Below are 19,226 nucleotides of genomic sequence, written 5' to 3'. Positions count from 1 at the left end.
GCGGGCAAGCCCGCTCCTACACCTGGTTCCGGCATCGTGCAGAATCCCGTAGGAGCCGGCTTGCCGGCGAAGAGGCCCGCGGGCCTTGTGCAAACCCTGAGGCCGCCTTCGCGGGCAAGCCCGCTCCTACACCTGGTTCCGGCATCGTGCAGAATCCCGTAGGAGCCGGCTTGCCGGCGAAGAGGCCTGCGAGTCTTGTGCAAACCCTGAGGCCGCCTTCGCGGGCAAGCCCGCTCCTACAGAACGTCGCGATTGGGTGGGGCCGTATTCAATCGGGCCGAGGGACACGCCGCTGCAGTGCTCACAAAAACGCAACACCAGGCTGCGTCCTTTGTGATGGTTGGGCTAGGGTGGAAGCGATACAGTCGGGCCATCAGCAACCCGACTGACGCCCGACACAAGGATGCGTTCGATGACTGATTTGCACGATCTATCCACCACCCAGCTGCTGGCGCAATTCGCCAGCCGCACCCTCTCGCCACTGGACTACTACGAGCATCTGCTGGCCCATATCGGGCGCTGGGAGCCGCATATCCGTGCGCTCTACGCCTTCGATCCGGAGCAGGTGCGCCTGCAGGCCCGGGCCGCCACCGAGCGCTGGAACAAGGGCGCGCCCAACGGCCCGCTGGACGGGATTCCAGTGACGATCAAGGAACTGATCGCCACCCAGGGCACGCCAATCCCGCTGGGCAGCGCGGCCACCACCTTGAAGCCGGCGTTGCAGGATGCACCGCCCGCAGCGCGGATGCGTGAGGCCGGGGCGATCATCCTGGCCAAGACCACGGTGCCGGATTTCGGCATGTTGTCCTCGGGGTTGTCGAGCTTCCACGGCATTACCCGCAACCCCTGGAACACCGCCTGCAATACCGGTGGCTCCAGTTCCGGCGCCGCTGCGGCCGCCGCGGCCGGTTACGGGCCGCTGCACATCGGCACCGATATCGGCGGCTCGGTGCGCCTGCCGGCCGCCTGGTGCGGGCTGGTGGGGTTCAAGCCGACCCTGGGGCGGATTCCCATCGACCCCTACTACACCGGACGCTGCGCCGGGCCCATGACCCGCAGCGTCGATGACGCGGTGCTGATGATGCGCTACCTGGCCAGACCCGATGCCCGGGACGCCACCAGCCTGCCGCCCTTGACCGGTGACTGGAGCGATGCGCCGGTGTCGGTCAACGGCTTGAAAATCGGCCTGATGCTGGAACCCGGCGCGGGGCTGCAGCCGGAAGATTTTGTCTGCGCGGCGGTGGAACAGGCCGCGCGGTTGTTCGAGAGCCACGGCGCCCAGGTCCGCACCCTGGCACCGATCATGGACCGCGCTCAGCTAGACGGCCTCGACCGCTTCTGGCGTGCCCGACAATGGGCGGAACTCTCGGCCCTGGGCGCCGAGCAGTTTGCCAAGGTGCTGCCCTATATCCGCGACTGGGCGGCGCCGGGGGCCGACTTGTCCGGGGTCGAGGCGGTGCTGGGCTTCAACCAGACCTTCGAGATGCGTCGCCGCGCCGCCCAGGTGTTCAGCGAGTTCGACCTGGTGTTGTCACCCACCAACCAGATCAACCATTTTCCCGCCCAGTGGCCGTCACCGAGCAATGATCCGCAGCAGCCGTTCGAGCACATCGTCTTCACCCTGCCCTGGAACATGGGCGAACAACCGGCGCTGTCGATCAACTGCGGTTTCGCCGCCGATGGCATGCCCATCGGCCTGCAGATGATCGCCCCGCGCTTTGCCGATCAATGGCTGCTGCAAGTGGCCAAGACCTATGAGAGCTGGCGCGGAGCAATCCACAGCTGGCCAAATCCGCCGTCCCACTGACACACCGAAACTGCCACCTTCACCCCAGCCCCGGGCCTTGCCGCCCGGGGCCTGGGCAACCTATGAATAAAAATTCGAGGGGCCAGTATGCACAGCCAAGCGTCCAATCCATCCGCCACACCCGAGCCCGAAACGCCCAATGCAGCGGGAGGCAAGCGCAGTGTGTTTGCGGTGATCCTCGGCAACGCCGTGGAGTTCTTCGATTTCGGGGTCTACGCCACCTTTGCGGTGATGATCGGCCACACCTTCTTTCCCTCCGACAGCGCCTTTGTCAGCCTGATGCTGTCGGTCACCGCCTTCGGTGTGGGGTTTATCGTGCGGCCCCTGGGGGCCGTGCTGATCGGTGCCTACGCCGACCGCGTCGGGCGCAAGCCGGCGATGCTCCTGACCCTGGTGATGATGGCCGTGGGCACCGGCAGCATCGCCATCCTGCCCAGCTATGAAAGCATCGGCATCGCCGCACCGATCCTGCTGGTAATCACCCGGCTGATCCAGGGCCTGGCCTGGGGCGGAGAAGCCGGCCCCGCCACCACCTACATCCTCGAAGCCGCGCCAGCCCACAAGCGCGGCACCTACGCCTGCTGGCAGGTGGTGGCCCAGGGCGTGGCCGCCATGGCCGCCGGCACCGTGGGCTACACCCTGACCCAGGTGCTGTCCCCCGAGGACCTCAACAGCTGGGGCTGGCGCGTGCCCTTCGTGTTCGGCCTCTTGGTGCTGCCAATCGGCATCTACATCCGCCGCAACCTGGCGGAAACCTTCCACGGCCAGGGCGAGACAGCCAGCACCGGCAGCCTGGTGCGCCAGGTGTTCGGCGAGCATCGCCGGGCGCTGGTGCTGGGGCTGCTGATTCTGTCGGGCAGCACCATCACCCAGTACTTCATCAACTACATGACCACCTTCGCCCTCACCGAACTGAAACTGCCCACCAGCATCTCCATGCTCTCGACCCTGGTGGCCGGCGCGGCGATGGCGGTGTGCGCGATTGCCGGCGGCATGCTCTGCGACCGTTTCGGCCGCCGCACCATCCTCATGGCGCCACGGGTGGTGCTGTTGCTGGTGCTGTTCCCGGCCCTGCAACTGATGACCGAGCACCCCAGCCCTACGACCTTCCTGCTGACCCTGGCGGTGCTCTCCGGGCTGCACGGCATGAGTGGCGCGGCGCTGATCGTGCTGCTGGTGGAGAGCTTTCCCAAGGCGGTGCGCTCCACCGGTTTCTCCATCGTCTACGCCTTTGGCGTGGCGGCTTTCGGCGGTACGGCGCAGATCATCATCACCTGGCTGATCGGCACCACCGGCAACCCAATGTCACCGGTGGGCTACCTGCTGGTGGCTAACCTGGTGTGCCTGACCGCCGCCTGGTTCGCCAAGGAAACCCGCCCGCAAGCACCCGGGCGCAGCAACCCCGGCCAACGGCTCGCAGAAGCCCGCGCCCGCTGAGCATTCGCCTCACTGCCCAAAACTCTTTTCCGGCACCGCGTCTTCCTCTACCCTGCCGGCCGCGCATGACCGCGGTCGGGCGGAGGTTCGACGCCTTTGATTTGTGGGGAAGCGACATGAAACAGCTCGTACTTTGCCTCCTGGCCATGAGCGCCAGCAGCCCCCTGCTGGCCCAGGACAACCCGCGCCCAAGCCAGCAGGCCCAGGCCCCGGGCTTTATCGAAGGCAGCAGCCTGGACCTCAACCTGCGCCATTACTACTCCAACCAGCACACCCAACGCGACACCTACCTGACGATCAAGAAACCCGACGGCAACCAGCGCACCCGGGTGCGGGAAACCTGGGTACAGACCGGCATGCTCAAGTACAGCTCCGGCTATACCCAGGGGCTGATCGGCATTGGGGTGGACGCCGGCCTGTTCAGCGCAGTGAACCTGGAGCGCGGCCACGGCCGGGTGGCCAATGGCGGCGACCGGGTGCTGGTGGACAGCGACGGCGACGCCCTGCCCACCTGGAGCCGCCTGGGCATCGGCGATGTCCGCCTGCGCCTGTCCAACACCGAGCTCAAGGCCGGGCGCCTGATGACCGACAACCCGGTGCTGCGCTACAAGGACAACCGCGCACTGCCCTCCAGCTTCCAGGGCGTGGGCCTGTACAGCAACGAAACCGACTGGTTGTCGCTGCAGGCTGGCAGCTTCGACCGGGCCATCCCGCGCACCGGCACCGGCAGCGAACGCCTGACCACCACCTTCGGCAACCGCGCCTACAGCGGCGAGCGCATCAGCTACCTGGGCACGACGGTCAAGTCCGGCCTGGGCCTGGAAGGCAGCCTTTATGCCTCACGCTTCGAGAACATGTGGGACCAGTACTACCTGGGCCTGACCCACCGCGCCGGGGACAAAAGCCGGCTGGCGCTGAAGACCGCGTTCAACTACTACCACACCCGGGACCAGGGCCAGCAGCGCCTGGGCTACATCGATAACGACGCCTTCAGTCTGGCGCTGACCGGCAGCCATCAGGCCCACAGCCTGACCCTGGCCTGGCAGCAGGTGTTCGGCGACGAGTACTTCGACTATGTGTGGGAGTCCACCGGCAACTACATGGCCAACTCCCTGTACTCGGACTACAACGGCCCCAATGAAAAGTCCTGGCAGTTGCGCTACGACCTGGATCTTGCCGCCTACGGCGTGCCCGGGCTGAGCGCCAGCCTGTGGCACGCCAAGGGCTGGGGCATCGATGGCACCCAGTACGACGGTGACCGCAATGGCCGCAACCGCGGCTACAACGTACGCGGCCTGGACGGCGCCAAGCACAACGAGAATGGCCTGATGCTGGCCTATGTGGTGCAGTCCGGACGGCTCAAGGATGCGGTGCTGCGCACCATCGTCTACAACCACCGCGCCAGCGGCGGGCAGATCGACGGCAGCTATGACGAGTTCCGCCTGGTGGGGAATTTCCCATTCAACCTGTTCTGACCACCGCCCCTCCTCCGTAGGAGCCGGCTTGCCGGCGAAGAGGTCCGTAAGCCGTGCAGCGTTCTTGGAAACGCCTTCGCGGGCAAGCCCGCTCCTACGCCAGGCTATGGCGTTGCATCGCCCGGACAAGCATTTCCTGGCACCTGAGGGTCGCCACCGACAAGGGCCGGTTGCGCACCACGCACAGGTCCACCCGGATCCGCTCCAGGTATTGGTCGTCGATCGGCACGGCCACCAGCCCATCCCCCAGGTCCCGGGCCTCGGCATCCACCTGGGGCAGGATCAGCACTGCCGCACGTTGGCGGGCCAGGCTTTTCTGCACCTCCAGGGAGCTGGTGGTGAATACCGGAAGGATGTTCACTCCGCGCTTTTTCGCCGCGCCCTCCAGGGCCTGGCGCACGCCGTAGGCCGAGTCGGGAATCGCCAGGGGCTGGCCCTCCAGATCCTGCAGGCGAATGCTCGGGCACTGGGCAAACGGGTGCTCAGCGCTGACCAGTACCCGGTGCCACAGTTGGCAGTGGGCGGTCACCTCCACTTCGGCCCGTTCCGGCAGGTAGAACGCCAGGCCCAGGTCGGCCTCGCCGCTGCACAGGGCATCCAGAGTGGCGCCGGCACTGGCGATGACGATGTTGAAGGTGACTTTCGGATGGGCCCGGTTGAACGCCGCCAGCACCGGCGCCAGCACGCTGGAAACGATACTTTCCGACACATGGATGCTGACGTTACCCGCTACCTGGCTCTGCCGGCTGGCGATCACATCGCGCACCTGGTCGAAGCCGCGCAAGGTGGAGGTGACCTGCTCGGCCAGGCATTCACCCTCCACGGTCAGGCGAATGCCCCGGGGCCCGCGCTCGATCAGCGCGGTGCCGAAGAAGTGCTCCAGTTGCTCGATCTGCCGGCTGACTGCGGTGGGGGTCACGTACAGGCGCTCCGCCGCCTGACGCAGGGAGGCGCACCGGGCTACCTCGTGGAAGTAACGCAACGCTCGTAATTGCATGGCCGCAGGTCCCATCGTTGAACTGAGCCATGAGGCAGGCAATTACTGCGCCAGCCGCAGCGCCCCGGAACCGTTCAACACGCGGTTTTCACACAAAAGATTGATCTGAACGATGCCCCTGCCTACCCTGCCAGGGCGCCGATGCCTCATTCGGCAAGAACCCTCCCCACCCCCTTGCCGTCTGCTTCCAAGGATTTCCATGAGCACTCTGCCCCGCACCGCACCACTTGCCGCAACCCTCACCGCCCTGGCGCTGCTTGGCGCCTGCTCCAGCGTGACCCGGGAGATCAACCCGGAGCCCACCATCACTTCCGCCGGCATCCTGGCCTTTCGCGATATCTGCCTGAAGTCCGCGCCGTCCTTCGCCGGCGCCGAGACCGCCGCGCGCAACCATGGCATCAGTGACCTGACCGATGCCGGCTTCGCCAAGATGGGCATGAACGAGGACCAAAGCCTGGGCGTGCAGATACAGGCCAACAAGGAATGCGCGATCACCACCCCGACCCAGAACGACAGCTCGCTGACCCAGCAATTTCTCAGCGTGGCCGGCAAGTTCTCCAGCACCCCGGTGGCCCAGAGCGTACCGAGCAAGATCACCCTCAACGGGCAGACCTTCATCCTCATGCACGACCGTCGTGGCGGTGAAGCCTATGTGATGCTCAAGACGCAGTGACCGCGCTGCATCCTAGCTCTGGCTGAGCTGTCGCTGCGGCGGCCGGCTCAACGTCAGGACCCGGACCAGGGCGGCTGCATTCATCGGTTTGTGAAACAGAAAGCCCTGGGCCGCATCGACACCCAGGCGCTGCAGGTGCGCACGTTGCTTTTCGGTCTCGATGCCTTCGGCCACCAGCTCCAGGTTCAGCGCACCGGCCATCCCCACGATGGCCTCGATGATCCGGGTTTCCTTGGGCCCCGTAGCGTTGGCGACAAATCCGGAGTCCAGCTTGAGCTGGCCAAAGGGAATGTCCGCCAGGCGCATGATCGAGGAATGCCCGGTGCCAAAATCATCCAGGGACAGACGCACGCCACTGTGCACCAGCACACTGATGTTCTCGATGCTCTGCATGCTCAGGACCAGAGCTTGGCGCTCGGTGATCTCCAGGGTCACCTGGCGCGTGGGCACCTGCGCCTCGTCGATCTGTTGCAACACCTGCAGGGCGAATTGCGGATCGCTCAACTGGCTGGCCTCAATGTTGTAGGAGAACATCAGGGCATCGCCGCTGGCGTGGCCCTGCAACTGCCGCTGCAGCGCCAGGCCCTGCTGCAACAGGCAGTCGAACAACTGGCGATGGCCCTGCGGGCTGTCGAACAAGTCGAGAAAGAACTGCGGCCCCAGCACCCCCTTGTGAGGATGCTGCCAACGGGCCAGGACTTCGACGCCGGTGATGCGCCGGGTCTTGATACAGACCTGGGGCTGGAAGTACGGGACGATCTGCTGCTGTTCCAGCGCCATGGAGACATCCAACTGCGCCACCCAGTCATTACTGGCGGGTCGCGGCCGGCCTGCCGCCTGGGTAGTGCCGCGGGAGTGACTGCGCACCGTGCGCTTGACGGTTAGCGCCTTGAGCAGCAAGGCGCTGATCTGCACCGTATCCAGATCGCTGTAACTGCCGACGCAGTACTTGCCGGAACGCATGCGAAAGTTCGCCAGCCCCCAACGGATCGGCGCTTGCAGTGCCTCGCATTCCATCATCGAGAAAAACCCGTAGTGCTCGCAGAGCCTGCGCAGGTAGGGGATGGCGTTCAGGGAGTGCAGCGAGTCGCAGATCACCAGGTCCAGTTCATCCAGGGCGGGCGGGAACTGAGCCCCGTCGCAGTCATCGCTGATCACTTGTACCCGAGCAAAACCGCAAGACGCGAGAATTCTTGAAAAATGTCGAACCCGAAAAGCGTTCGAACACAACAACAGTACGCTCAGCGTCGACATCACCGCGGCTCCGGATAAAAAACCATGCTAGCCAAATTGAACTCAACTGAGTTCAAGACACTTCGCCAATGGAAGTAGGAAATTTCTGAGACTTGGCACTTTCTCAAGAAATTCCGGAGCCAGAGCTGGTCGGCCGAGGTCGGCCCCACCTGGGCAGCGCCCCGTTTACCCGGAGTGCATGGCGACTATGGAGCACTGGCAATGGCCGCAATCTCCCTGCGCAACCATTGCAGGCCCGGCGCCTGTTGCTGCTGGCGATGCCAGATCAGGCTGACCTGCACCGGCGCCGCCAGCAGCGGCAGGCTGGCGATGCGGATCGGCAGCAAGGCGCAGAAATGCTCCGCCAGGTAGCGTGGCACGGTGCCCAGCAGGTCGGACTGGGCAACGATCAGCGGAATGCTCAGGTAGTTGGGCACGAACACCTGCACCTGGCGCTGGACCTTGGCCGAGCCGAGAACGATTTCCAGGGGCGAGCCGCGCCCACCCCGATCGGGAATCGCCACGTGCTGGCAAGCCTGGTAGGCCTCCAGGCTCAGTTCCGGGGCAAACGCCGGATGGTCGCGACGGCCGATCACCACCAGTTGCTCCTCAAGCAGCGGCTGGTAGCACAGGTCCGGGCTGTCGAAATACAGGTAGTCCACCGCCAGGTCGAGCATCCCGGCACCGAGCCAGGCGGCGATGGCGTCGGCGCTGTCGCTGCGCACCGCCAGCCGGACCCCGGGCGCTACCTGCTGCAGGCGTCGGGACAGGGCCGGCAGCAGGCGCGCCTGGGCGTAATCGTTCATCGACAAGGTGAACAGTTGCTGGGCCGCCGCCGGCTCGAACGCCGCAGCAGGATCGAGGCCCTGCTGCAACAGGTGCAGGGCCTGGCGGACGGCCACATGCAGGCTCAGGGCCCGGGAGGTGGGTTGCATGCCGCGGGCGGTGCGAATGAACAGCGGCTCGTCCAGGTGCCGACGCAGGCGCGCCAGGGCATTGCTCACCGCCGGTTGGCTGAGGTTCAGGCGTACCGCGGCCCGGGACAGGTTCTGCTCCTGCATCAAGGCGTCGAACACCCGCAACAGGTTGAGGTCAAGGCGCTGCACATTGAGCTTCATGAATAATGCCCATCGAAATTATCCAGGGGCTGGATAATTCGCGGCGCCAGCCCCGGCTGTCAATAACGGCAGCCGGAGCAAGGGGTCAGTCAGCAACCCCTGGACCAGCATTGCTCTCGGGCAGGAAAAGGCGCGCCGCCAGCCAGCAGGTCAGGCAGGCAGCCACGAATAGCACCAGCATCTCCACCTGGTAGTCGGCGAACTGTGCCTTCTTCACGCCATGGACCACCAGGGCGATGAAGATCAGCGCCCATAGGCTGGCCACGCTTGCGCCCACCAGGGCCAGCACCGCACAGGCGCGCGGGCTGTGGTAGACCTTCATCAGCGTCACCCCCAGGGCGAAGACCAGGAACGGCAGCAGAAAGGCCACCTGGGCCACCAGCGGTGCAAGCACCGGCATCAGCAGCAACTCGCCCCCCCGCACCTCCCCCAGCAATCGCGGGTTGCTGGCCAGGTGGGCCAGCAGCGTGACGAACTTGAAGGCGCCGAACACCAGCCCCAACACCAGCGGGCAGAAGAAAAACGCCATGAACACCCGGCGGCGCGGGTAAGCCGCCGCACTCATGGCGCACAGCCCTGGCTCTTGGAGTAGCCCAGCAATTTGCAGCCAAACTCCACCCGGGACTTGTAATCCAGAATATCCACGCCGCCATCCATTCCTTTTCGATCACCGATCATTATCTCGGGCATGATCGACGTATCGGTCACCAGCCCGGAAAGCCAGGTGAATGCACTCCGGTCGCCCATGTACTGCTCATGAATCGGCTGCAGGATAGTCTGTTCGCCTTTCAATTGCTTGATGTCCCAGGCGACCGGATCGCTGGTGGCCTTGTTGTAGAGGTTCTTGAAGTTCTCGAAGCCACCGGTGATCAGCGCATCCCCGGCTGCCTTGCGCCAGTCATAGACCGGCGCCATCAGCCGGCCGACACCAAAGGTTATGTACGAGAGGTTATCGTCGGCTCCCAGGCCGGTCCAACCGGCCCTGGACACCTCTTCCGCCCCACCGAACCACTTGGCACCAATCCCCATGTTCTGCTCGTAGACATGGCTGGCACCAAAGAAATTGGCCCGGTTGTCGATGGTGTTCAAGTAGGTCACCAGGCGCCCGGCAGCCCCTTCGGTGTTGTAGAGATAGTCGAAGGTGTTCTTCGAGGAACGGGTCACATCCTTGTTCATGATGTTCCAGGCATCCTTCATGGCCACGTACTTGATCGAGGCATTGACCGCCGCGCGGCAACTGTCGCTGGTCGGCGCCTTGTCGCAGAGGCTGCGCATTTCCGAGTCCAGCCACTCGCTGAGTTTCTCGGCCTTGGCCACCGCAGCCTTCTTCTGCTCATCGGTAGAGCAGGTACGTCCCGACAGGCAGTTGCCCACCTCATCGAAGGCCTGGTGCGTCAGGTAGTTGTACTGAGTGCCATTGGCCGCCACCGCCGAGGCGATGCTCATGTCACCACCGGACGCCGACGCGCCGAGTACGCCGACAATCTGCGACAGGGCCATCAGGTTGGCCTGGGCCTGGATGTACTCCGGCGAGCCGGGGATCAGGTTGTCCGGCAGCAGCTTGTCCCCCAGCACCCCCACCAGCAACTCGTTGGCACCACCGGCGATGGCGCCGGTGCGAAAATCACCGCCCATGGCTTCAGACAGCAGGCCGCCAAGCCCGGCATGCAGGGCGATTTTCGCCAGGCCGCCCTCGGTCAGGCCCAGGTCGCCAATCTTGCCGGCACCATAGGCCCCGCCAATGCTCGCCGCGGTGCCGGCAGCGGCGCTGGCCAGGTTGTCCTTGAAGCTGCCGCCATAGACCGCAGTCTTGATCAGGGCATCGGCCGTGACCTTGACCGCCACGGTCTGCAGGCTCTTGGCATCCAGGCCCATGGCGCTCGGGTTGTAGTTCAACCCCTGGGCCACTCCGGCGGTGGCTGCGGCCACTGTGTAGCCCTTGATGCTCTCCTTGGAGGTCACGTCCTTGAGGACCTTGCCCAGGTTGCCGCGGTTGTCGATGGTGCTGACCGTGGCATTGGTGGCGACGTTCACCGCCACTGCCTGGAGCATGGTGTTCATCCCGGCCATCATCGGCCCCATCACCGCCGCCAGGGCGATGGCGATGATCAACTGCGCTGCCGGGCCCAGGCCCGAGTTGTTGTACTTGAAGGACTCGTGGATCTCCTTGACCTGGCGCCAGTCCACATCGCCACGGGCCTCGGCCTGTTTCAGCCAGGCCAGTTGCGGGTCGGCCTGGACCATGGCGTCGATGGCCTGGCTGACGCTCTTCTGGTCAATGTGCTTGATGTCGATCTTCAAGCCTTCCACGGCCTTGATAGTCAGGCTGCCGCCGGCCACCAGGCTGCTCTGGCGCAGGGTTTCATCGGTGTTGCCGCGGCCTTTGGAGGAATTCCAGAAGGCGTTGTTGTTGCTCTTGGTATGGCTTTCGTCGTGCAGGTCCTTGACCCCCTCGAAGGTGATCGCGCCGCCACTGTCCAGGGTCAGGTCCTTGGCGCTTTCCAGCTTGGCCACCTGGTATTTCTGGTCGCCGCCGCTCTTGAGGGTCAGGTCGCCGCCAGTCGTGATCTCGCTGCCGATGTTGGTGACCTGGGTCACCTCGTCACGGCGGGTCTTCTTGCGGCCCCAACTGCCCTTCTTCTTCATGTCGTACAGCGAGTAGTCGCTGTCCTGGGCCGCCAGCAGTTCCAGGTTGTCACCGGCCACCAGGTAGGCCTCGTTGCCGGCGCTGATACGGCTGGAGATCAGGCTCAGGTCCTTGCCGGCACTGAGGACCACATCGGCCCCAGCGGTCAGCGAGGTGCCGACCTGGCTGACATGGTCTTCCTGGCGGGTGACTTTCTTGGTCTTGGAGTAGCTGTGCTGTTCATCCGCCGCCGAGGCCAGGGTCAGGTCACCCGCCGCGTCCATGGCAATGTTGCGCTTGGCCTCGATCTGGCTGGCGACCGCCGTCAGGTCGCGTCCGGCGCTGACCGCCAGATCCCTTCCGACGCTGACGCTTGAACCGTGCTGGGTGATGCTTTCGTTGAGGTAGCGGTCGCGGGTGAGCTTGTCGTGCTCCTGGGCCGATACCAGGTTGACGTCGCGCGCAGCGATCAGGGTGGTGTCGCCGCCACTGCTCAGCACCCCGCCGATGTTATTGATATCGCGACCGGCACCGACATTCAGGTCGTTGCGGGCCTCGATCCGCCCGGCGTTGTCGGCGTAGTCCAGGCGCTGGGTGGTGGAGCCCGGGTTGCTCTGGAAGGTGGTGATGCTGCGCTCGTTGATCACGTCCCCGGCCAGGGCGCGGACCGTCACGTCACGCCCGGCGATAATACCGCCGGACTGGTTGACCACGTTGTCCCCGGCCAGCAGGTTCAGGCGATTGCCCGCCTCGATCAGGCCACCGTTGATCAGGTCAGTCCCCGCCGTGGCACTGAGGTTCTCACTGGCGCGCAAGGTCCCGGAGTTGACCAGGTCCTTGCCGGCGATCAGGGTCACGTCGCGGCCCTGGACCAGCGCGCCATTGGGCGCCAGACGGTTGTTGGCGTTGGCCAGGTACAGCACGGGCACCAGCACCTTCTCGCCGTTCACCTCCTGCTCTTCGAGCCAGACGATGTCGTGGGTCAGGGCCGCCACCTGCTGGGAAGTCAGGGTCACGCCCACTGCCAGGTTGAGCGAATCCTTGCTGGCGATGGCGTTGTTCATCAGGTACTTGAACATGCCCTCATCGCTATTCTGGCCATCGAGGAAACGCTGGCCGGTACGGGCCGTGACCGCTTGCTGGATCAGGCGCTGCTCGTAAAAACCATCACCCAGGCGCTTGGCGCTCTGGTCCGGGTCGTAGCCCAGTTTCGACAGCAGATAGTCCGAACCCATGAACTGCTTGAGGTCGGTGAGCAGCGGGTTGGTCTCGATCAGGTACTTGTGCGGATTGCTGCGCACACTGCTGTCCGGCAGGCCCTGGACGCGGTTGACGCTCTGGTTGCCAGCACTGCCCGTGGGCAGCAGCACGCCCCCCGGCGAATCCCCGGCCACGGCGTTCACCTGCACCGTCGCTGCGCGGCCATCGATGCCCGTGGCCTGGTGATCAACCAGGTTCAGGTCGCGAGCGCCCAGGGCCACTTGCGGCAGCGGCCGGTTGCTCAGTTCCCGGGGCTGGACCGGCTCCGGACCGGCCTGGCGAGTGCTCAGTTCCAGGCTGGCGCCGCCCATGCTCCAGCTTTGCGCCGGGGCCGAGGGCTGCGCTGCGCCGCCCTGGCCGCTCAGGCGGAACAGGCCGTTCTGCCCGGATGGCAGGCTGAAGTTGGGCAGGCTCAGGGGGTTGACCTGCTGCTGCGCCAGATCCGGCGGTAGCTGGGAGTGGAGCACTACCATCAGCGGCTTGCTGGAGGCGCCCACCGCCGTGTCGCGGGTGCTACCGCCCACGGCGATGGCATTCTTGACCACGCTGATATTGCTGATGTCGTTGGCTGCCGTGAGCCGGGCCTTGCCACCGGCCTGGATGATGGCCGGCGCGGCGGAAGTGCTCTGGGTCGAGGTCTCTACCGGCCGGTCGATGCCATAGAAGATCCCCGGGTTGAACTTGGCCACCAGGGCGGCGAAGTCCTCCTGGTTGAAGGCACTGCCCTGCGGGTGCGCCCGGTCATAGGCCTGCACGTCACGGGCCAGCTGGAAGAACAGCCCGCGATTGATCTTGACCCCGGCGCCGACTTCATAGCCGGAAGAACCGGACGCCACCAGGGAGGCCTGGTTGGTGATGGTGCCGCTGGTGATGCTCAGGTCATTGCCTGCCGACACGGTGCTGTAGCGGTTGAGGAAGCTGGTGCTGTTGACCGTCAGGTTGCCCCCCGCGTTCAGGGTCGACTGCGGCGAGTCGCTGGTCACCACGCCTTCCACCGTCCGGTAGATAAACACCGGCCCCCGGACCCAACTGGCGCCACCGCCGCAGTGCTGGACGCAGCGGATGGTCATACGGCCATCGGTGATCTGCTGGCTGGCTTCGTATTTTTCCCGGTCGTTGACCAGATCCAGTGCAGCGATATTGATATCGCCGCCACTCTGGATGTTGCCGGAGATGTTTCTCAGGTTTTGGGCCGAGGTGCCTGCCGCCATGCCGGCCACGGTCAGGCCGCCCAGGCTGTAGAACTCGCCATAGCTGTTGGTCAGGGTATTGACGTTGAAGCCGGCGTTCTGGCCGCTGAATACGAAACCGTGGTCGTTGACCAGGGTCGGGGTGGTCAGGTTCAGGCCCTGGGCGGCGCCCAGGGTGCCGGTGTTGAGCACGCCGCCGGCATTCACCGAGAGTCCGGCGTTGGAGGTCAGGCGCCCGGCGTTGTTCAGTTGCCCGGCGACCGTGACCTGGGTACCGCCGCCACCGGCGATGCTGCCCGCGGCGCCAAGGTTGAGCTGGGCCGCGCCAAAGCCAAGGGTGCCCAGGCTGGATACCCGGCCATTACCGGAATAGGTGCCGCCGACCTGCAGGTCCAGGCTGCCATCACTGGCCAGCAGCCCGTCGTTGTTCCAGTTGCCACCCCGGGCCTGCAAGTGCTGGCTGGCCAGCAACTGGCCAGCGGCGGTCTGGCTGAAGTGGTTGACGTCGAGGTTCAGGCGCCCGGCCTGGATCACGCTACTGTTGGTCCAGCTGTCGGCGGTCAGCGTCAGCCCGCCCCGGGTGACCAGGCTGCCGCCGGCATTGATCACGTTGCCGGTGGCGATATCGAAGTTGCCTTCGCCCAGGTGCAGCAGGCTGCCACCCTGATTGAGGAAACCCGACGCCGCCAGGGTCAGGTCGGTGTTGGCGGATTCCAGCAGGCCGTTGCGGTTGTCGAACAGCCCGCCGATCTGCAGGTCGGTCTTGCCGCCAGGGGCCAGGGCCCGCAGTTTGCCGCCCTGGTTGTCCAGGCTGGCGCCGCGCAGCGCCAGGCTCTCGCGGCTTTCAATCAGGCCGCCCTGGTTGACCAGGGAACCGTTGAAATCCAGGTCGATGTGCTGGCCGTTGATCTGCCCGGTGCTGTTGTCGAGCTGATTGCCGCTGGCCTTGACCCGCCCGCTGGCATACAGGCCGCCGTGGCTGTTATCCACCCCGGCGCTGCCGGCATTGAGCAGCAAGTCGCCACCCTTGGCCGCCATGCGTCCGGCGCCGTTGTCGAAACCGGCCAGGGCTTGCAGATCCAGGCGCTGGGCCTCGGCCTGGCCGCCATGGTTGTTCAGCACCCCCGATATCCGGGCCTGGAACAGCCCCTTGAGGCTGGACAGTACACCCGCGCGGTTATCCAGGCTGGCGCCTTGAATGTCCAGGTCACCATCCTCGGCAATCAGCTTGCCGCCCTGGTTATCGATGCCCCCGGTCGCTGCCAGGGTCTGGGCCTTGGCGCTCTGGATCGCGCCCTTGGCATTGTTCAGGCTGCCGGCGCTCAGGCTCAGGCCGGCGTCGCGGCTGTAGATCAGGCCGTCATTCTGGTTGCGCACCTCGCCACTGACGTTGACCTGCAGCGCACCGTTGGCGGCCAGGGTGCCGCGGTTACTGTTGTCCAGGCTGTTGCTGAACAGAGTCATCAGGTTCTGGCTGACCAACTGCCCGTCCTGGTTGTCGATGCGGCTGGAACGCTTGAGCAGCAGCGGGCCGCTGGCGGCCAGCTTGCCCTGGGTGTTGACCAGGGCACCCAGAAGATCGAGGGTCACCGCGCCTTCACCGCGCAGGTTGCCACCCTGGTTGTTCAGGCTATTGCCGGTGAAGTTCAGGCCGCCCACGGCGCTGAGGCGGCCGCCCTGGTTGTCCAGGTCGCCGGCGCCGATGTCGAGGCTGGCGCTGCTTTCAATCAGCCCGCCCCGGGCGTTGTTCAAACCTCCACTGCCAAGGATCAGTTGCTGCTCGCCCTTGCTGGTGACGATGCCCTTGTCGCTGTTGTCCAGGCTCGCGGCCCTGAGGGTCAGCTGACCCTGGCTGGCCAGCCCGCCTTGCGCACTGTTGAGCAAGGCGCCGCTGAGGTCGATATTCAGATCCCCCAGCAGGCTCGACAAGGTACCTTGCTGGCGGTTGTCCAGGCTGCCGCCGCTGACCTTGAGCCCCTGCCAGCCGGATATCAGGCCCTGCTGGTTGCCCAGGTTCACGGCCTCGACCCCAAGCTGCTGGTGGCTGATCAGCTTGCCGCCACTGTTGTCCAGGCTGCGCCCGGCCAGGTTGAAGCCCTGGGTGCTGGAGATTTCCCCGGCCTGGTTCTGCAGGTCCCGCAGCCCGGCAATGCTCAGCACGCCCTGGGTGTTGATCAGGCCCTGGCGGTTGTCCAGGTCCGAGCCTTGGGCCCCCAGGTCGATGCCCACACGGGTGCCGCCGAGCAGGCGCCCACCCTGGTTGTCCAGGCCGTTGGCGCTGATCTGCAGCGGCCCGGCGGCCTGGATCAGGCCCTGGTTGCGCAAAGGGCCAGTGACCCGCAGGTCCAGTTCGCTGTCGCTGAGCAGCGAGCCGCTGTGGTCCAGGCTAGCGGCATCGATCTGCAACGCGGCGGCGGCGATCTTGCCCTTGAGCGCGGTCAGCGCGCCCTCGATGCGCAAGGTCAGGGCCTGGTTGCTGAGCAACTGCCCGGCGCTGTTGTCCAGGCTGCGGGCGGCCAGTTCGAAAGCCTGCTGGCTGGAGATTTCCCCCTGACGGTTGTCCACCACGCCGAGGTTGCTCAGCAGTAGCACACCGGGGGCATTGATCAGGCCGCCCTGGTTGTTCAGGGTGCCGTGGTTCAGGTCCAGGCTCAGGCGGCTCTTGCTGAACAGCTTGCCGCCCTGCTGCTGCAACCCGGTGACCGAGGCCGTCAGGGCCTTGGCGCTGCCGATGCTGCCCTGCTCGTTGTTGACCTGGGCAGCGTTCAGGCTCAGTTCATCACCGCTGTTGAGGTTGCCGCCCTGGCTGTTGTCCAGCGCTCCGGTAGTGAGTGACAGCCGGCCCTTGGCGCTGATGATGCCCTGCTGCTGGTTGTCCAGCCGGGCACTGGCCAGGGTCAGGCCCGCGTCGCTCAACAACTTGCCGCCCTGGTTGCTCAGGGCCTGCCCGGCGCTGACCTGCAAGGCACCACCACTGGACAGGCTGCCCCGGTCGTTGTTCAGGTTGCGGGCCTGGGTCGCCAGGCGGCCTTCGCTGCTGATCCGGCCTTTGCGGTTGTCGAGGTCTTCACCCAGTTCCAGGTCCAGGCGCTGGGCCCCCACCAGTTGCCCGCCCCGGTTGTCCAGGCCGATGCCGCTGAGGCTCAGGCCCTGGTCCGCGGAAATCAGGCCCAGGTTCTGGTTGAGCACCCGGGCCACCTTCAGGGTCAGGTCACCACTGGCCAGCAGGCGGCCCTGGTCACTGTTGTCCAGGCGCTCGCCGCTCAGGTCGATCTGCCGGCTCGACACTTCACCGCCGCGGTTATCCAGTCGCCCGACCTGCAGGTCCAGGGCGCGGGTGGCGCCCACCAGCCCCTCCTGGCGGTTGTCCAGGCTGGCGGCCTTGAGGGTCATCTGCCCTTCGGCCAGCAGTATTGCGCCCTGGTTGTCGGCGTGCCCGCTGACCTGCAGTTGGCTGTCGCCACGGCTGTGCAACTGGCCGTCGCGGTTGTCCAGACTGGCGCTGCGGCTGTCGATGGCTGCAGCCGAGATCAGCCCCTTGACGTTGGCCAGGGCCTGCTCGATGCGCAGGGTCAGGGCCTGATTGCTCAGGAGCTTGCCGGCACCGTTGTCCAGTTCCCGGGCGTTGAGGCTGAAGGCCTTGGCCCCGGAGATTTCACCGCTGCGGTTGTCCACCCGGTCGAGGTTGCGCAACAACAACTGCCCCGGGGTGTGCAGGTTGCCGCCCTGGTTGTCCAGCAGGCCATGGTTCAGGTCCAAGGTCAGGTCGGCGTTGCTGAACAGCTCGCCGCCCTGCTGCTGCAGACCAGTGATGCTGGCATTGAGGGCCTGGTCGCTGCCGATCCGGCCCTGGTTGTTGGTCAGTTGGGCAGTGGTCAGGGTCAACTGCCCGGCACTGGTCAGGCTGCCGCCCTGGCTGTTGTCGAAAGCGCCGGTGCCCAGGCGGGCATCGGCCTTGGCGCTGATCACGCCCTTGTCGCTGTTGTTCAGGCTGGTGCTGTCCAGGGTCAGCCCCTGCTCGGCGACGATCGAGCCGCCCTGGTTGAGCAGCGCCCCGCGGCTGTCGAGGCTCAGGGCCCGGGCACCGGTCAGGCGTCCGCCGCGGTTGTCCAGGCTGCCAACCTTGAGGGTCAGCAGGTCTTCGCCGCTGATCAGGCCGCGCTGGTTGTCCAGGGCTGCGCTCAGGGTCAGCAGCAACGGCTTCTGGCTCACCAGCTGGCCGCCGCTGTTGTCCAGGCTGTCGCCACTCAGGGTCAGCCCTTGCTTGCTGAACAACAGCCCCTGGTTCTGGTTGATGACCCGGGCCACCTGGAGCAGCAGGCGCTGGTCCGCCAGGACCTTGCCGCCATCACTGTTGTTCAGCCCCTGGCCGTTGACCTGCACTTCCCCCTGGCCCGACAGTGCACCACCACGGTTATCCACCTCGACGACGTCCAGGGTCAGGGCCTTGAGGGAGGCCACCAGGCCCTGGTCCCGGTTATCCAGGGACTGGCCCTGCAGATGCAGAGCGCCTTCGGCCACCAGCTCGCCGCCATGCTGGGCAAGCCTGTCCACCTGGGCATGGAGTTCGCCTTTGCTGGCGATGCGGCCAGCGTGGTTGAGCACCTCGCCGCTGTTCAGCGTCAGGGTTGAAGTGGCGCTGAGCAGGCCACCGCTGTTGTCCAGGCGGTTGCCTTCGACGGTGACGGCGGTCCGGCTTTCCAGGCGGCCCTTGTCGCGGTTATCCACGTCACGACTGTGCAGGCCCAGGGCCTGATCGGCATGTATCACCCCACCGCGGTTGTCCGCACTCTCGCCGCGCACCACCAGGGTGTCGCTGCCGGAAATCCTGCCCTTGCGGTTGTCCAGTTGCCCGGCCTGTACTTCCATGGCCTGGTTAGCCTGAATCAAGCCCCTGTCCTGGTTGTCGAGACGACCGGCGACCTGGACCTCCAGGCGCTCCTCGCTGCGCAGGTTACCGGCCTTGCTGTTGTCCAGGGATGCGGCCTGCACCTTCAGCAAGCGCTCCGCCCCCAGGGCACCGCCACGGTTGTCGATGGCCCCGCTGGCGTTGATATCCAGGGTTTCACCGGCCATCACCAACCCGGCGACGTTGTCCAGCGCCGCCAGTTGCAGGCGAACCCGGCTCAGGCTGCTGAGCTCGCCGTGGCGATTGCCCAGGTGGCCGATCTCGGCCTTGAGTTGGCCGTCGCTGGTGATCAGGGCGTTGTGGTTCAGCACCTGGGTGGCCTGCAGCACCAGGCTGTCGCTGCTCAGGACTCGGCCCTGGTTCTGGTTGTCCAGAGTACCGGCGCTGACCTTCACCTGATGCTGGCCACTGAGGGTCCCGCCCTGGTTGTCCAGGATCTGGGCCGTGTTCAGGGTCAGGTCGCGGCTGGCGACAATGCTCTTGCCGCGGTTGTCGAGATCC

Annotated in this window: 9 protein-coding genes; 4 read left to right on the top strand and 5 right to left on the bottom strand. The window is 65.6% G+C overall.

Annotated elements, in window-relative coordinates; all coding sequences use genetic code 11:
• The first annotated feature begins 412 nt into the window (after positions 1-412).
• From ACUXVH_RS31335 to ACUXVH_RS31325, 3 genes are all read left to right on the top strand, one after another.
• On the top strand, positions 413-1,807 hold the full coding sequence (locus tag ACUXVH_RS31335) for an amidase (RefSeq protein ID WP_065364360.1): 1,395 nt from the start codon (positions 413-415) through the stop codon (positions 1,805-1,807).
• An 87-nt stretch (positions 1,808-1,894) separates the two neighbouring features.
• A complete protein-coding gene (locus tag ACUXVH_RS31330; protein WP_065364361.1) occupies positions 1,895-3,244 on the top strand; it encodes a citrate-proton symporter in 1,350 nt (449 codons plus the stop codon).
• A gap of 116 nt (positions 3,245-3,360) precedes the next feature.
• Positions 3,361-4,719: an OprD family outer membrane porin gene (locus tag ACUXVH_RS31325; RefSeq protein WP_065364362.1), complete on the top strand. Its 1,359-nt coding sequence runs from the start codon at positions 3,361-3,363 to the stop codon at positions 4,717-4,719.
• Positions 4,720-4,813: 94 nt separating this feature from the next.
• On the opposite strand, the gene ACUXVH_RS31320 is transcribed toward ACUXVH_RS31325, so the two are convergent.
• Positions 4,814-5,716, bottom strand: a complete 903-nt coding sequence (locus ACUXVH_RS31320) for a LysR family transcriptional regulator (RefSeq protein ID WP_015636103.1) — start codon at positions 5,714-5,716, stop codon at positions 4,814-4,816.
• Positions 5,717-5,915: 199 nt separating this feature from the next.
• Here ACUXVH_RS31320 and ACUXVH_RS31315 point away from each other — a divergent pair, with 199 nt between their 5' ends.
• Positions 5,916-6,389 carry a hypothetical protein gene (locus ACUXVH_RS31315; protein ID WP_015636104.1) on the top strand — a complete coding sequence of 158 codons (474 nt, stop codon included), beginning with the start codon at positions 5,916-5,918 and terminating at the stop codon, positions 6,387-6,389.
• 12 nt (positions 6,390-6,401) lie between these two features.
• Here ACUXVH_RS31315 and ACUXVH_RS31310 read toward each other — a convergent pair whose 3' ends face one another.
• From ACUXVH_RS31310 to ACUXVH_RS31295, 4 genes are all read right to left on the bottom strand, one after another.
• Positions 6,402-7,547, bottom strand: a complete 1,146-nt coding sequence (locus tag ACUXVH_RS31310) for an EAL domain-containing protein (RefSeq protein ID WP_065364363.1) — start codon at positions 7,545-7,547, stop codon at positions 6,402-6,404.
• Positions 7,548-7,828: 281 nt separating this feature from the next.
• Positions 7,829-8,740 carry a LysR family transcriptional regulator BsrA gene (gene bsrA, locus ACUXVH_RS31305; protein ID WP_019095452.1) on the bottom strand — a complete coding sequence of 304 codons (912 nt, stop codon included), beginning with the start codon at positions 8,738-8,740 and terminating at the stop codon, positions 7,829-7,831.
• A gap of 85 nt (positions 8,741-8,825) precedes the next feature.
• Entirely contained in the window at positions 8,826-9,305 is a 480-nt protein-coding gene (locus ACUXVH_RS31300; RefSeq protein WP_227454146.1) for a hypothetical protein, read from the bottom strand.
• Positions 9,302-19,226 (bottom strand): DUF637 domain-containing protein (locus tag ACUXVH_RS31295; protein WP_445496818.1); only part of this gene is annotated, 9,925 nt, incomplete at its 5' end. The genes ACUXVH_RS31295 and ACUXVH_RS31300, both read right to left, overlap by 4 nt.

Source organism: Pseudomonas sp. 8(2025) (assembly GCF_052665325.1).
Note: the sequence above shows the minus strand (reverse complement) of the source record. Positions and strands in the feature narration are given on the sequence as shown.

Coding starts and splice junctions, on each gene's coding strand:
- ACUXVH_RS31325 (WP_065364362.1), top strand. CDS start 3,361: ATGAAACAGCTCGTACTTTGCCTCCTGGCCATGAGCGCCAGCAGCCCC.
- ACUXVH_RS31320 (WP_015636103.1), bottom strand. CDS start 5,716: ATGCAATTACGAGCGTTGCGTTACTTCCACGAGGTAGCCCGGTGCGCC.
- bsrA (WP_019095452.1), bottom strand. CDS start 8,740: ATGAAGCTCAATGTGCAGCGCCTTGACCTCAACCTGTTGCGGGTGTTC.
- ACUXVH_RS31335 (WP_065364360.1), top strand. CDS start 413: ATGACTGATTTGCACGATCTATCCACCACCCAGCTGCTGGCGCAATTC.
- ACUXVH_RS31315 (WP_015636104.1), top strand. CDS start 5,916: ATGAGCACTCTGCCCCGCACCGCACCACTTGCCGCAACCCTCACCGCC.
- ACUXVH_RS31300 (WP_227454146.1), bottom strand. CDS start 9,305: ATGAGTGCGGCGGCTTACCCGCGCCGCCGGGTGTTCATGGCGTTTTTC.
- ACUXVH_RS31330 (WP_065364361.1), top strand. CDS start 1,895: ATGCACAGCCAAGCGTCCAATCCATCCGCCACACCCGAGCCCGAAACG.